This is a genomic window from Streptomyces sp. NPDC001858 (assembly GCF_053594615.1).
This window is the reverse complement of record NZ_JBSFEV010000003.1, coordinates 405,585-419,513: the sequence shown is the minus strand read 5'-3', so window position 1 is coordinate 419,513 and position 13,929 is coordinate 405,585. Positions and strand designations below refer to the sequence as shown.

The window sequence follows — 13,929 nt, the reverse complement described above, 5'->3', positions numbered from 1 at the left end:
TATTCCGGGGCTTCCGTGGGTCGGCTTCAGCTCCCGCGGACGCCCTTCAGGAACTCCCGCAGGATGCGCTCGCCGGCCAGCACGCCCCGCTCGGGCAAGGCGGTGATCTCCGGAGCCGTCCAGGCCGTGTCGGCGAGCTCGCCGTGTCCCGGGCGCCAGCCGCGGTCGGCGGCCAGCAGCAGATCGGCGTCGAGCAGCGAGTCGCCCGCCGCCAGCGTCAGTTCGGCGCCGGTGCGGCGGGCCACCTCGCGCACGGCCGAGCTCTTGGTCAGCGGCTTCGGCACGAAGTAGATCTTGCGGCCCTGGAGCGACACGGTCCAGCCGCGGTTCTCCGCCCAGGCCGCGAGCTCCTTCACCCACTCCTCGGGCAGCAGCTCGCGCTCCACCACCAGATAGACGAACAGGTCCTCGGCGATGCGCTGCTTGCGCAGCCACAGCGGATCCGCCGTCTTCGCCAGGTGCTCCTGCACCTCGGCGAGCGGCGCGCACTCGTCGGCCAGCCGGGCGAGGACGCTCCCGTGCCAGTCCTCGTCGGTGGCCCCGTCGACCAGCAGATGGCCGCCGTTGGCGCAGATCGCGTACTTCGGCGCCGGGCCGGGGAGGTTGATGCGCTGGTACTGCTTGCGCGTCCGGGTCGTCGTCGGCACGAAGACCGCCGCGTCGCCGAGGTCGGTCAGCAGCTGCGCCGACGTCTCCGTCATGAACGACAGCGGCTTCGCCTCGTGCACCTCCACGCACAGCAGCCGCGGCGCGCGGGCGTCCGGCATGGTCAGCGCCAGGGCGGCCGCCGAGTAGATGAGCGTACGGTCGAGATCGCTCGCCACCAGCACCGGCATCAGACCGCCACCGCCTTGCCGTCGGCGCCGGTCGCACCGCGCGTGTACTGCGGGTGGATCAACCCCACGCAGGTGTACGGCAGATCGTCGACCTCCTCGACGGGCACCCCTCGCTGGTCGGCGAGCAGCCGCACATGGTCCAGGTCGGCGCCCGCGCCGGCCCGCGCCAGGATCTTCCACGGCACCCGGCGCAGCAGCACCCGGGTGGTCTCGCCGACGCCCGGCTTGACCAGGTTCACATCGTGGATGCCGTACTCCTCGCTGATCCGCTCGACCGCGCGCCAGCCCTCCCAGGTCGGGGTGCGGTCGCCGGCCAGCAGCTCCTTCACCGCGCCGTCGACGGCCTCCGCGACCTCCGGGAAGCGGGCGGCGACGGCGTCCAGGAAGGCCACCGAGACGTCCGAGCCGGCGAGTTCGCGGTAGAACTTCGCGCCGTGGAAGTCGTTCGGCCCGACCAGGTCGGCGCGCAGCACGGTGCGCGAGATCAGCCCGGAGACGGTCGAGTTGAGGCACGCGGACGGGATGAGGAAGTCCTCCCGGGTGCCGTACGTCCGCACGCACGAGCCCGGGTCGGCCAGCACCGCGATCTCCGGGTCGAAGCCGGCCGCGCCGCCGCCCGCCTCGAACTCCTCGATGGCCGCGGCCAGCTCACGGGTGATGGCGCCCTTGCCGGTCCAGCCGTCGACGAAGACGACGTCGCGCGGGTCGTGATGGGCCGCCAGCCAGCGCAGCGCGTTGGCGTCGATGCCCCGGCCGCGCACGATCGACACGGCGTAGTGCGCCAGGTCCAGCCCGTGCCGGGCCTGCGCCCAGCGCCGCATCAGCACGCCGACGGGGGTGCCGGCACGGGCCAGCGAGACGAGGACGGGGCGCGGGATGGGGGTCCCCCCGCTCGAGCGAAGCCGAGAGTGGGGGAGCTCCGCGATGACGGTCTCGGTGACGACGCCGACGGCCTGCGCGATGCGGGCCGCGGAGGTCTCCAGGGCGGCGTGGAACAGCTCCTGGTACTGCTCGCTGGGCTGGTACTCCACGGGCAGCGACTCGGCGTAGTGCGCGCCGCCGCTCTGGATGGCCTCCTCGCGCTCCTCGGTCGGCGCCTCCAGCGTGACGTCCGAGAGGTCCTGGAGCAGCCAGCCGACCTCTTCGGGCGGGTACGAGGAGAAGGCGGGGCCGCGAAGGGGCTCGGGCAGCATGGCGGGCCTTTCGGGTACGTACAGCGGCTCGGGGACGTAGCTGGGCACGACCGCGAGGATCACGTGCGGGGTGTGCGCGGCGAGCTGGGCGAGGAGGCCGTCGGGGGCGTGCAGCGCGGCGGTGTCGGCCACCGAGTCGACCACGGCGACGACGGCGTCGAAGCCACCGCCTGCGACGTTATAGGCATAGCGCTCGCCGGGGCCGTCGGCCGGGTCGTCGTGGGCGGGGAAAACGATTCGGCTGCGGATCGCGTAGCCGGGGTCGTCGACCGCGAGGACGGGTGAGCGGGTGGTGGTCGAGTAGCGGACCTCGGCGTCCGTGACCTGTTCCAGCTCGCGGGCGAGTCTGAGGGGGGCGTACATCAGCTCCTCGAAGCCGAGGATGTGCACGCGATGCGCGTCTGCGGGTATCGCCTCGGCAAGGCGGGCGGCCATGGCGGGGAGGGCGGATTCGAGGCGGTCGCGGTGGGCGGGCGTGAACCCGTGCCGGCCGCCGTCCGGCAGCCCGCGGGGCCAGTGCAGGTCTACGCGGGTGAGGCTGCGGTTGCCGTCCGGGCGCGGGCCGGTGGGGGCTGGTCGCGCAGTTCCCCGCGCCCCTGGGGGGTTGACCCCTGAGTCGGCTTCGGAGCCAGCGCCCTGTCTTGGCTCCGCTGTGGCTTGTCGCGCAGTTCCCCGCGCCCCTGGGGAGTCGGCGCCCAGGTTGGCTTTCAGGGGCGCGGGGAACTGCGCGACCGGCCCCGACGCACCCGCAGCCGACTCGTACCGCGCAACCAGTTCCTGCCCTTTCTCCAGCACCCCCGCCGGCAGGCGCACCGTGCCGGAGGCGGTGGTGACCAGGTCCACGCGGGCAGCGATCTCACGGGCGAACGCGTCCAGGCGGCCCGCGTCCTGCGCCGAGCGCATGTCGACCAGGGCGACCACGACATACCGGGGGCGCGGATACCGCTCGTGCAGTGCACGGATCGTGTTCAGCACCGTGTTGCCCGTCGAGAACTCGTCGTCGACCAGGACCAGCGGGCCGTCGCCGATGAGCAGGGCCGGGTCCTCCGGGAGGAGGAGGTGGGAGGTGGCGTGGGAGTGGGACTCCTCGAAGCCGCCCGCCGGGGCGATGCCGGGGACCGGGCGGCGCGTGGAGTGCAGGTAGGGCGCGCTGCCGAGGCCGTCGGCGACGCAGTGGCCGAGGCCGGTCGCCGTCTCCGCATAGCCCAGGACGACCGCCCCGGCCGCCTCCTTCGCCCCGAGCAGCTCGCGCACCCGGCGGCCGAGCGCGAAGCCGTGGCCGTGCACCACCGACGGGGACTGCGGGACGTGCTTGCCCAGCACGTTGGAGACCAGCAGATGCGCCCGCTTGGGGTTGCGGCGCAGGGCCAGCCCCAGCAGGTCCGGCAGGGTGTCGTCGCCCAGGAGTTCGACACCGAGCCGCTCGGCGACCCAGGTCCCCGACCAGCTGCCGTCGGCCCCGTGGTCCGCTGCCCCGTTGTTCACTGCGTTGTTCATGCGTCCCTAGAAAGTGAGGTGGTGATCAGCCGGGTATGGCGGCGGCGAGCAGGTCGACGAAGCTGACGTCCTCGTGCGCGACGCCGAAGACCTCGGCGCGGAGCATGGTGCGCTCGGCCCAGGCGCGGTGCGGCTTCACCTCGTTCATCTTGTTCGTGTACTGCGACCGCAGCACACCCCCGCCGCCGCGTTCCGGCCGCAGGATGTCCGCCGCGTCGCTGTACTCCTCGTGGCTGACGACGGACAGCGCGTGCACGGCCGGCACGTGCGAGGGGTGAATGCAGGTCTTGCCGAGCAGGCCGTTGGCGTGGTCGAGGGAGATCTCGCGCAGCAGCCCGTCCATCGCGTGCTCTATCAGTCTCTCGCGCAGCTCCACGGCCTGTCCCTCCAGGAAGGGGCTGTGCCGCAGCATCGGCTTGAACATGCGCTCGGGGACCCGGAAGTACTCCCACACCGGCCCGGTCACCGTGAACCCGGTGCCGTCGGCCCGGCCCAGCATGTTCACCACGTCGGCGATCACGGAGGCGACGATCTGGACGTCGTAGGCGGTCATGTCGGGCGCGCGGCGCAGCCCGTACGAGGAGCAGAAGTCGGTCACGCCGAGGCGCAGCGCGAGGACCCGGCTGCGGTACTTGTCGACCGCGCGGGCGATGCCCTCCAGGGCGTCCACCCGGGACTCGCGGTACATCAGCTCGGGCGTCTCCAGCACGGGCATGCCGAACAGCCGGCGTCCGCTCGCCGCCTCGGCGCCCGCCAGGGCCTCCAGGAAGGGGATGCCGCGCGCCTCGGTGAACTTCGGGAACACGAACCCGCTGAGCAGCCGTGCGGTGTCGCCGAGCCGCCCGACCAGGTCGGGGATCTGTTCGGGCGTCCGCACCCGGATGAAGAGCAGCGGCTTCTCGACGTCGGTGCGGCCCGCCAGGTCGGCGAACTGGCGGACGAGGTTCTCCTCGCCGGCCGCCACGTCCTCGTCGCCGATGGAATCCTCCAGGCAGAGCACCATCGACACCACGCCGCGCCCGGTCTGTTTGACGACGTCGTCCGCCAGCCGGGGCCGGGTGGCCGGGCTGTACAGAGTGGCGCCCAGGGCCGCGGAGAGCAGCCTGGCCGGAGAGTCCGTGTCGAAGACGCACGGCTCCCGGTAGAAGAGGCGCTGGCGCACCTCAGGGGCGAGGTGCCCGAAATGACGCATAAATCTCCCCCGTGGTGCAAGGTAAGTCGGTGGATTCGGCAAGAGGTGGCCGGTAATAGTACGTAGGGATCCATGTCAGAGGTTCCCACCAGGCATGAATTTCAGGTAACTCGCCCGTGAGAGTTGCCGTGCACCCCGCGTTGTCGTGAGCAGGACCGAGAAGGCAGGATGACCGCATGACGCACGCGATGCTGAAGGGGTCGAACGTCCCGCTGAAAGCCACCACGGTGCGCGCCGTGCTGCGCTGGACCCCCGGGCAGGGGGTCCCTGACGTCGACGCCTCGGCGCTGCTCCTCGGCCTCGACGGTCGGGTGCGCTCCGACGAGGACTTCGTCTTCTACAACCAGCCCCGGCATCCTTCCGGGAAGGTGTGGCGGCTCGGCAAGAAGCGGGTCGCCGAGGGCCTCACCGACACCATCCAGACAGATCTCACCGGTGTCGAGCCCGGCGTCGGACAGATTCTGCTCGTCGCTTCGGCGGACGGCGTCACGTTCGACCGCGTACGTACCCTCACCATCCTGCTGTACGACGCGACGACCGAGGGCGAGCCGCTGGCCACCTTCGACATCCGCCCGGAGACGGGCGAGGAGACGGCGCTGATCTGCGGCGAGCTGTACAGACGCGGCGACGGCTGGAAGTTCCGCGCGCTGGGCGAGGGCTACTCCAACGGCCTGAAGGGCCTGGCCACGGACTTCGGCATCTCGGTGGACGAGTCGGAGGAGGCCGCCGCCGCTGCTGCCGCCGCCGCCCCGGAGACGCCGCAGAACCCGAGCCCGTCCCAGCCGCTGCCCCCGGAGCGGCCGACCGCGGCCGTCCCCCAGCAGCAGCCGGCCTACGGCTACCCGTCGAACCTCCCCACCCACGGCTACGGCTACCCGGACGGCCCCTTCCGCCTGCCGCCGCAGGGGCCCCAGTTCATCGGCCGCTAGGCGCTCCGCTGGAAGTGCCGCGATGGCCGTCGTTCAGCTGCGGCGCCATCGTGGCTTGTCGCGCCCGCGCGGCGGAGCCGCACATGTCAGCGCCCCGCGCCCCTTAGGGGGCGCTGCCGACTGCGCGGCCAGCCCCCACCGGCCCGTACCCGCCACGTCACGGAACCCGGCAGGGCAAGCCGCGCTATTTCTCTGCCTTCGCCTTGTACCCCCGCCCCCAGGTCAGCCCCCACCCGTACAGCCGGTCCAGCTCCGCCTGGAACCCGTAGACGAACCGCACCTCGCGCCGCACCATGAGCTCGCCCTTGACGTTCTCGATCATCACCACCGCACAGGACCGGGCCTGCGGATGCCGCTCGTCGAGGCCTATCTCGATCCGCGGTCCGTTGCTCGGGTACAGCGTGACCATCGCCTGTGTCCGGTCGAAGGCCGGCGTCGCGTCGTAGATGTAGACGAAGACGAGCAGCCGCTTGATCTCCTCGCGATGGTCGAGGTTGACGTACATCGTCTCGCCGGAGGCGGATCCGAACCGGTCGTCGCCGCTGAGCTTCACGTAGGGCGGCCCGTTCACGTCCCCCAGGAGCCCGCCCAGCGGCTGTACGACGCCCTTGGTGCCGTCGGCCAGCTCGTACAGGCAGCCGAGGTCGAGGTCGACGTTCACCATGCTCTGGCTGTGTCCGATGACCTCCGGCGGCCGCAGCGCCTTGAAGGGGTGCCGCAGCAGGCTCTCCCGCTGCGGCCCGCCGATGTCGGACGTCCGCATCCGCCAGGTCAGGTTGACGCGCAGGTTGCCGGTCGCGGCGCCCTGCTTGGTCAGGGACACCTGAGGGTGCCGTTTGGTCAACTCGATCGCGTTGGTGGCCGCGTTACCCGAGTCGAAGTCGGCCGCCCGGCTGCCCAGGAGCCCGTCGAAGAAGCCCATTCCCGCCCCCCACATCCATATGACCGAACGTCCGCCGAAAAGACCGGCGGGGCGGCCGTGGAGGACAGTTTCCTCACCGGCCGCCCCGCACAAGAGCGTTCCTCACTCAGAAGGTGATCACACCCCGGACGAGACCTCAGTCTTGTCGTCCGAGCCCTCCGCTTTTCCCTCTGCCGCTGCCAGCGCCTTGTTGCGGCGCACGGAGGACCAGAAGGACCAGCCGATCAGGCAGACGCCGACGAGACCGGTGATGACCTCGTTGATCTCGTACTGGATGGTGACCATGAGGATCACGGCCAGGGCGCCGATCGCGTAGTGGGCGCCGTGCTCCAGGTAGACGTAGTCGTCGAGGGTGCCCTGGCGGACCAGGTACACGGTCAGCGAACGGACGTACATCGCGCCGATGCCGAGACCCAGGGCCATGAGCACGATGTCGTTGGTGATGGCGAACGCGCCGATCACGCCGTCGAAGGAGAAGGACGCGTCGAGGACCTCGAGGTAGAGGAACATGAAGAACGCGGCCTTGCCGGCGAGGGCGACGGCCGAGGGCTTCTTGCCGGTGCGCGCGGCCTCTTCCTCCTCCTCGTGCTCGCGTTCCTCGTCTTCCTCGAGTTTCTCCTCGAAGTAGCCGGAGAGACCGCCGACGATCATGTAAGTGATCAGACCGGCGATGCCGGAGATCAGTACCGTCTCCGCCTTGTCGGCGTGACCACCGCCGTGCTGGTGGGCGCTGGCGGCGAAGGTGAAGGAGGTGATCAGCAGAACGATCAGGGCGATGCAGACCGACAGCATGTCGACCTTGCCGAGCTTGGCCAGCGGCCGCTCGATCCAGTGCAGCCACAGGATGTCGCGCTCTTCGAAGATGAAGTCCAGGAAGATCATCAGCAGGAACATGCCACCGAAGGCGGCGATCGCCGGGTGGGCGTCGGTGACGAGTTCCTGGTACTGGTCCTTGTTGTTGAGCGCGAGGTCGACGGCCTCGATCGGCCCCATCTTGGCGGTGACGGCGACGATGACGACGGGAAAGACCAGCCGCATGCCGAAGACGGCGATGAGCACACCGATGGTGAGGAAGATCTTTTGCCAGAAGGCATTCATCTTCTTCAGGATTCCGGCGTTGACCACCGCATTGTCGAACGACAGCGAGATCTCGAGGATGGAAAGGATCGCGACGATGCCGAAGCCTTCCCACCCCCCGTAGAAGACCGCTGCGACCAGGCCGAGCGCGGTGACCGCGAACGACCAGCCGAAGGTTTTCAGAAGCACTGGCTACCCAATCCTGTGTGTACGGGTCTCCCCCGCGCCGCACTCGGCTTTACTCATCCTTGACCACGAAGTCTAGATGCGAACTCCACGGGCGAAACACCTGGGTTGGTCCTGGCCTAAGAGCCGCAGGTCACCGGCTTCGAGCCAGATCCGCAAGGCCGCCTCCTCGAACCCCTGAACGGGCCGTCGCTCAGGACACGTTCACCCCGAAATCGAGTGCGATGCCCCGTAGTCCGGACGCGTACCCCTGGCCGACCGCCCGGAACTTCCACTCCGCCTGGTAGCGGTAGAGCTCACCGAAGATCATCGCGGTCTCCGTGCTCGCGTCCTCGCTGAGGTCGTAGCGGGCGAGCTCCTGGCCGTCGGCCTGGTTGACGACGCGGATGAACGCGTTGGAGACCTGCCCGAAGGTCTGGCCGCGCTCGTCGGCCATGTGGATGGAGACCGGGAAGACGATCTTGTCGCACTGCGGCGGCACCTTCGAGAGGTCCACCAACAGCGACTCGTCGTCCCCGTCGCCCTCGCCGGTGAGGTTGTCGCCGGTGTGTTCCACCGAGCCGTCCGGACTCTTGAGCTGGTTGTAGAAGACGAACCACTCGTCCCCCATCACGCGCCCGCTGTTGCACAGCAGTGCGCTGGCGTCCAGGTCGAAGGGGGCTCCGGTGGTGGAGCGCGCGTCCCAGCCGAGTCCGATCATCACCTGAGTGAGGTTCGGCGCGGCCTTGGACAGGGAGACATTGCCTCCCTTGGCGAGCGTGACGCCCATGATTGCTGGTCCTCCCCTAGGTACTGCCTCTTCGGTTGTCCTGCGCGTCCGGCGCCGACCGTAAACGGTGCGACGCCGGACGAACTTCAGGTGACTTCGGATTCTTCGGGCGACCCGGACCGACTCAGACGTTGACGCCGAAGTCCTGTGCGATGCCGCGCAGGCCCGACGCGTAGCCCTGGCCGATGGCGCGGAACTTCCACTCCGCACCGTGCCGGTAGAGCTCGCCGAAGACCATGGCGGTCTCCGTGGACGCGTCCTCGCTGAGGTCGTAGCGCGCGATCTCGGCGCCGCCGGCCTGGTTCACGACGCGGATGAACGCGTTGCGGACCTGGCCGAAGGACTGCTGGCGGTTCTCGGCGTCGTAGATCGACACCGGGAAGACGATCTTGTCGACGTCGGCCGGGACCGTGGCGAGGTTGACCTTGATCGCCTCGTCGTCGCCCTCGCCCTCACCGGTGGTGTTGTCACCGGTGTGCTCCACAGAGCCGTCGGGGCTCTTGAGGTTGTTGAAGAAGACGAAGTTGGCGTCACTGGCGACCTTGCCGGCGCCGTTCACCAGCAGTGCGCTGGCGTCCAGGTCGAAGTCAGTGCCGGTCGTGGTGCGGACGTCCCACCCCAGACCGACGATGACCGCGGTCAGGCCCGGGGCCTCCTTGGTCAGCGATACGTTGCCGCCCTTGCTGAGGCTGACTCCCACAAGTCCTCCATTGGTGTCCGGGGCGGGGAGCCCCGTCGTTCACGGATATATCGGATCAACGAGTCGATCCTAGTGACGGGTTCCCGCCGTATGCAGGCCTTGGAGCCGAAGAATCACAGGGTGTCGATCGCCTTCACGTACTCGGCGAGGTCGCGGGCGTCCGGCAGCGCGTTGACGACCGTCCAGCGCACGACGCCCTCCTTGTCGATGACGAAGGTGCCGCGCACGGCGCAGCCCTTGTCCTCGGCGAAGACGCCGTAGGCGCGGCTGACCTCGCCGTGCGGCCAGAAGTCGCTGAGCAGCGGGTACTCCAGGTCCTCCTGCTCGGCGAAGACGCGCAGGGTGTGGATGGAGTCGTTGGAGACGGCGAGCACCTGGGTGTCGCGGTCGGCGAACTGCGGCAGGTTGTCGCGGACCTCGCACAGCTCGCCGGTGCACACACCGGTGAAGGCGAACGGGTAGAAGAGCAGGACGACGTTCTTGCTGCCCCGGAAGTCGGAGAGCCGCACGGCGGCGCCGTGGTTGTCCTTGAGCTCGAAGTCGGGGGCCTTGTCGCCGACCTGGATCGCCATCGCCTGATTGTCCCTTCTGGGGGCTGTCTGGGTGAGAACACCCTACGCAGCGGTCGCCGAAGGGGAGCTGAAGGGCCGGGCACCAGCACCCGGCCCTTCGGCGTCACATCACTTCTCGGACGTCACCTCTGGGACGTCACTTCTTGGACTTCGCGGCCTTGGGCGTCACCAGCCGACTGCCGCTCCAGTCCTTGCCGACGCTGACGCTCTTGCTGGCCGACAGACCCGCAGTCGTCGCGGCTTCGGAGATGTCGCTCGGCTCCACGTATCCCGTACGGCCGGTCTTCGGCGTCAGGAGGAGGATCGACCCGCCTTCTTCGATGTACGTGGTGGCGTCCACCAGCGCATCCGTCAGGTCTCCGTCATCGTCGCGGAACCAAAGGACCACGGCGTCGGCGACGTCGTCGTAGTCCTCGTCCACCAGATCGCTGCCGATGACTTCCTCAATGGACTCGCGGAGCTCCTGGTCGACGTCGTCGTCGTAGCCGATCTCCTGGACCACCTGCTCGGGCTGGAACCCCAGCCTGACGGCAGGGCTCGTCCGCTCCTCCGCGTGGTCCGCGGTCGCGCTCACGGGTTGCCTCCTGATCATGATTCGGGAATAACTGAGCCACGCGCGTGCGCGAAGCATTGGCCGTAGTCCACACGGGCGGGACGGATCGCGCAAGTACCCGGCGGTTCGGACCGCCGAAACGGTGACGATCCTGGCCGTGTCGACGCAACCCCAGGCGCGCGATTCGGGCAGATCGTGACGTACACCACACCTATCTGCCCTGTTTGCGCATTTGAGAACCATCCAAGGGTACGAGATTCGAACGGGTGCCGGTTACCTAGGGCCTGCCCGGCCGAGCAGGTCGCAGAAAATCTGCGGCGCCTGTTCAGTACCGGTGAGCGGGGTGTGGGGCGTGCAGCTGCAAGGCGGAGGAGGGCGTCGACGCGGAGCGTCGGCAACCGACGACAACGCCGCAGATGCGCGTGCCACACCCCGCGCCTGCGGCATGATCGGCCGGGCAGGCCCTAGGGGTAGAGATGACGTTTGTCGCCTCGCGGTACACGATGGGGGCGATGCAGGTACCTAAGAAGCACCGAAATACCCGCGAGACCCTCAGTACGACACCCAAGACTCCCAGTACGACACCGAGCGAGAAACACAGCCCCACACAGCCCTCTGACAGGTAAGGAACAGCGTGGCTTCCGGATCCGATCGCAACCCGATCATCATTGGCGGCCTTCCTAGTCAGGTTCCTGACTTCGATCCCGAGGAAACCCAGGAGTGGCTCGACTCCCTCGACGCCGCGATCGACGAGCGCGGCCGGGAGCGGGCCCGCTATCTGATGCTGCGGCTGATCGAGCGCGCCCGCGAGAAGCGCGTGGCCGTGCCCGAGATGCGCAGCACGGACTACGTCAACACCATCCCCACCAGGGCCGAGCCGTTCTTCCCGGGCAACGAGGAGATCGAGCGCCGGATCCTCAACGCGACCCGCTGGAACGCGGCCGTGATGGTGTCCAGGGCCCAGCGCCCGGGCATCGGCGTGGGCGGCCACATCGCGACGTTCGCGTCGTCCGCGTCGCTCTACGACGTCGGCTTCAACCACTTCTTCCGCGGCAAGGACGAGGGCGACGGCGGCGACCAGGTCTTCTTCCAGGGCCACGCCTCCCCGGGCATCTACGCGCGCGCGTTCCTTCTCGACCGGCTCAGCGAGCAGAACCTGGACGCGTTCCGCCAGGAGAAGTCGAAGGCGCCCTACGGCCTGTCCTCGTACCCGCACCCGCGTCTGATGCCGGACTTCTGGGAGTTCCCGACCGTGTCGATGGGCCTGGGCCCGATCGGCGCGATCTACCAGGCGCGGATGAACCGCTACATGCAGGCGCGCGGGATCGCCGACACCTCGAAGTCGCACGTGTGGGCGTTCCTCGGGGACGGCGAGATGGACGAGCCGGAGTCGCTCGGCCAGCTGACCATCGCCGCCCGGGAGGGCCTGGACAACCTGACCTTCGTCGTCAACTGCAACCTGCAGCGGCTCGACGGGCCGGTACGCGGCAACGGCAAGGTCATCCAGGAGCTGGAGTCGGTCTTCCGGGGCGCCGGCTGGAACGTGATCAAGCTGATCTGGGACCGCTCGTGGGACCCGCTGCTCGCGCAGGACCGCGACGGCATCCTGGTCAACCGGATGAACACGACCCCGGACGGGCAGTTCCAGACCTACGCCACCGAGTCCGGCGCGTACATCCGCGATCACTTCTTCGGCGACGACCACCGGCTGCGCGCGATGATCGAGGGCATGACCGACGACCAGGTCCTGTACCTGGGGCGCGGCGGTCACGACCACAAGAAGATCTACGCGGCGTTCAAGGCGGCCGTGGAGCACACCGGCCAGCCGACGGTGATCCTCGCCAAGACGGTCAAGGGCTGGACGCTGGGCCCGAACTTCGAGGGCCGCAACGCCACGCACCAGATGAAGAAGCTGACGGTCGCCGACCTGAAGGGCTTCCGCGACCGGCTGCACCTGCCGATCTCCGACCAGGAGCTGGAGTCCGGCGCGCCGCCGTACTACCACCCGGGCCGGAACTCGGAAGAGCTCCAGTACATGCACGACCGCCGCAAGGAGCTCGGCGGTTACGTCCCGACGCGGGTCGTGCGCTCCAAGCCGCTCGCGCTGCCGGACGACAAGGCGTACGCGTCCGTGAAGAAGGGCTCGGGCCACCAGTCCATCGCGACGACCATGGCCTTTGTGCGGCTCCTCAAGGACCTCATGCGGGACAAGGAGATCGGCAAGCGGTTCGTGCTGATCGCGCCGGACGAGTACCGCACGTTCGGCATGGACTCGTTCTTCCCGAGTGCGAAGATCTACAACCCGCTCGGCCAGCAGTACGAGGCGGTCGACCGCGATCTGCTGCTCGCCTACAAGGAGTCGCCGACCGGCCAGATGCTGCACGACGGCATCTCCGAGGCGGGCTGCACGGCCTCCCTGATCGCGGCGGGCTCCGCGTACGCCACGCACGGCGAGCCGCTGATCCCGGTCTACGTCTTCTACTCGATGTTCGGTTTCCAGCGCACCGGCGATCAGTTCTGGCAGATGTCCGACCAGCTGGCGCGCGGTTTCGTCCTGGGCGCGACCGCCGGCCGTACGACGCTGACCGGTGAGGGCCTCCAGCACGCGGACGGCCACTCCCAGCTGCTCGCCTCGACGAACCCGGGCTGTGTCGCCTACGACCCGGCGTTCGGCTTCGAGATCGCGTACATCGTGCAGGACGGGCTGCGCAGGATGTACGGCAGCTCCGCCGAGCACCCGCACGGCGAGGACGTCTTCTACTACCTCACCGTCTACAACGAGCCCATCCAGCACCCGGCCGAGCCGGAGGGCGTGGACGTGGAGGGCATCCTCAAGGGCGTCCACCGCTTCAGCGAGGGCTCCGCGGGGTCGATCCCGGCGCAGATCATCGCGTCCGGCGTGGCCGTCCCCTGGGCGCTGGAGGCGCAGAAGATCCTCGCCGAGGAGTGGGACGTCAAGGCCGACGTCTGGTCGGCGACCTCCTGGAACGAGCTGCGGCGCGAGGCCGTCGAGGTCGAGCGGCACAACCTGCTGCACCCGGAGGAGGAGCAGCGCGTGCCGTGGGTGACGCGCAAGCTGGCCGGCGCCGAGGGACCGTTCGTGGCCGTCTCGGACTGGATGCGGTCGGTTCCGGACCAGATCGCGCGCTGGGTTCCGGGCCGGTTCCAGTCGCTGGGCGCGGACGGTTTCGGCTTCGCGGACACCCGGGGGGCGGCGCGCCGCTTCTTCCACATCGACGCCCAGTCGGTGGTCGTGGGCGTGCTGACCGAGCTGGCGAAGGAGGGGAAGGTCGACCGTTCGCTGCTCAAGCAGGCCATCGACCGGTACCAGCTCCTCGACGCGTCGGCAGCGGACCCGGGAGCCGCGGGCGGCGATGCGTAGTCGCTCCGCTGGGAGGCCGGTGAGCATCTGCGGGTCGTAGGGGGCTGGTCGCGCCCCCGCGGCGGAGCCGCATGTCGGCTCAGCCCCGCGCCCCTGCCGGGGCTCACCAGCCCCTCGTTTT

Annotated in this window: 11 protein-coding genes; 2 read left to right on the top strand and 9 right to left on the bottom strand. The window is 69.2% G+C overall.

Going from position 1 to position 13,929, the window contains the following annotated elements; genetic code table 11:
• Positions 1 to 26: 26 nt before the first annotated feature.
• From ACWCPF_RS06515 to ACWCPF_RS06505, 3 genes are read right to left on the bottom strand one after another with little or no spacing between them, the layout of a single operon-like run.
• Positions 27 to 836, bottom strand: a complete 810-nt coding sequence (locus tag ACWCPF_RS06515; protein WP_451043815.1) for an HAD family hydrolase — start codon at positions 834 to 836, stop codon at positions 27 to 29.
• Positions 836 to 3,526, bottom strand: coding sequence for a phosphoribosyltransferase (locus tag ACWCPF_RS06510; RefSeq protein WP_451043814.1), 2,691 nt, complete (start codon positions 3,524 to 3,526; stop codon positions 836 to 838). Before ACWCPF_RS06510 ends, ACWCPF_RS06515 begins: the two co-directional genes overlap by 1 nt.
• 25 nt (positions 3,527 to 3,551) lie before the next feature.
• Positions 3,552 to 4,718, bottom strand: a complete 1,167-nt coding sequence (locus ACWCPF_RS06505) for an HpcH/HpaI aldolase/citrate lyase family protein (RefSeq protein ID WP_451043813.1) — start codon at positions 4,716 to 4,718, stop codon at positions 3,552 to 3,554.
• A gap of 176 nt (positions 4,719 to 4,894) precedes the next feature.
• On the opposite strand from ACWCPF_RS06505, the gene ACWCPF_RS06500 reads away from it, so the two are divergent.
• On the top strand, positions 4,895 to 5,647 hold the full coding sequence (locus ACWCPF_RS06500) for a TerD family protein (RefSeq protein WP_451043812.1): 753 nt from the start codon (positions 4,895 to 4,897) through the stop codon (positions 5,645 to 5,647).
• A 184-nt stretch (positions 5,648 to 5,831) separates the two neighbouring features.
• Here ACWCPF_RS06500 and ACWCPF_RS06495 read toward each other — a convergent pair whose 3' ends face one another.
• The 6 genes from ACWCPF_RS06495 to ACWCPF_RS06470 all read right to left on the bottom strand — a co-directional run bounded on the left by ACWCPF_RS06495 (position 5,832) and on the right by ACWCPF_RS06470 (position 10,447).
• Positions 5,832 to 6,569 carry a TerD family protein gene (locus ACWCPF_RS06495; protein WP_451043872.1) on the bottom strand — a complete coding sequence of 246 codons (738 nt, stop codon included), beginning with the start codon at positions 6,567 to 6,569 and terminating at the stop codon, positions 5,832 to 5,834.
• 117 nt (positions 6,570 to 6,686) lie between these two features.
• Complete coding sequence (locus ACWCPF_RS06490; protein ID WP_451043811.1) at positions 6,687 to 7,835, bottom strand: DUF475 domain-containing protein; 1,149 nt, start codon at positions 7,833 to 7,835, stop codon at positions 6,687 to 6,689.
• Positions 7,836 to 8,025: 190 nt separating this feature from the next.
• Positions 8,026 to 8,601 (bottom strand): TerD family protein, encoded by a 576-nt coding sequence (locus tag ACWCPF_RS06485; RefSeq protein WP_451043810.1) that lies wholly within the window; start codon positions 8,599 to 8,601, stop codon positions 8,026 to 8,028.
• Positions 8,602 to 8,725: 124 nt separating this feature from the next.
• Positions 8,726 to 9,301 carry a TerD family protein gene (locus ACWCPF_RS06480; protein ID WP_451043809.1) on the bottom strand — a complete coding sequence of 192 codons (576 nt, stop codon included), beginning with the start codon at positions 9,299 to 9,301 and terminating at the stop codon, positions 8,726 to 8,728.
• A gap of 113 nt (positions 9,302 to 9,414) precedes the next feature.
• On the bottom strand, positions 9,415 to 9,873 hold the full coding sequence (locus tag ACWCPF_RS06475) for a peroxiredoxin (protein WP_451043808.1): 459 nt from the start codon (positions 9,871 to 9,873) through the stop codon (positions 9,415 to 9,417).
• 136 nt (positions 9,874 to 10,009) lie between these two features.
• On the bottom strand, positions 10,010 to 10,447 hold the full coding sequence (locus tag ACWCPF_RS06470) for a DUF3052 domain-containing protein (protein ID WP_057583034.1): 438 nt from the start codon (positions 10,445 to 10,447) through the stop codon (positions 10,010 to 10,012).
• Positions 10,448 to 11,060: 613 nt separating this feature from the next.
• Between ACWCPF_RS06470 and aceE the strand changes: the two genes are divergently transcribed.
• On the top strand, positions 11,061 to 13,808 hold the full coding sequence (aceE, locus tag ACWCPF_RS06465) for a pyruvate dehydrogenase (acetyl-transferring), homodimeric type (protein WP_451043807.1): 2,748 nt from the start codon (positions 11,061 to 11,063) through the stop codon (positions 13,806 to 13,808).
• Positions 13,809 to 13,929 lie beyond the last annotated feature (121 nt).

What these genes read in the sequence shown, in the direction of transcription:
- ACWCPF_RS06515 (WP_451043815.1), bottom strand. Translation starts at nt 836, where the DNA reads ATGCCGGTGCTGGTGGCGAGCGATCTCGACCGTACGCTCATCTACTCG.
- ACWCPF_RS06510 (WP_451043814.1), bottom strand. Translation starts at nt 3,526, where the DNA reads ATGAACAACGCAGTGAACAACGGGGCAGCGGACCACGGGGCCGACGGC.
- ACWCPF_RS06505 (WP_451043813.1), bottom strand. Translation starts at nt 4,718, where the DNA reads ATGCGTCATTTCGGGCACCTCGCCCCTGAGGTGCGCCAGCGCCTCTTC.
- ACWCPF_RS06500 (WP_451043812.1), top strand. Translation starts at nt 4,895, where the DNA reads ATGACGCACGCGATGCTGAAGGGGTCGAACGTCCCGCTGAAAGCCACC.
- ACWCPF_RS06495 (WP_451043872.1), bottom strand. Translation starts at nt 6,569, where the DNA reads ATGGGCTTCTTCGACGGGCTCCTGGGCAGCCGGGCGGCCGACTTCGAC.
- ACWCPF_RS06485 (WP_451043810.1), bottom strand. Translation starts at nt 8,601, where the DNA reads ATGGGCGTCACGCTCGCCAAGGGAGGCAATGTCTCCCTGTCCAAGGCC.
- ACWCPF_RS06475 (WP_451043808.1), bottom strand. Translation starts at nt 9,873, where the DNA reads ATGGCGATCCAGGTCGGCGACAAGGCCCCCGACTTCGAGCTCAAGGAC.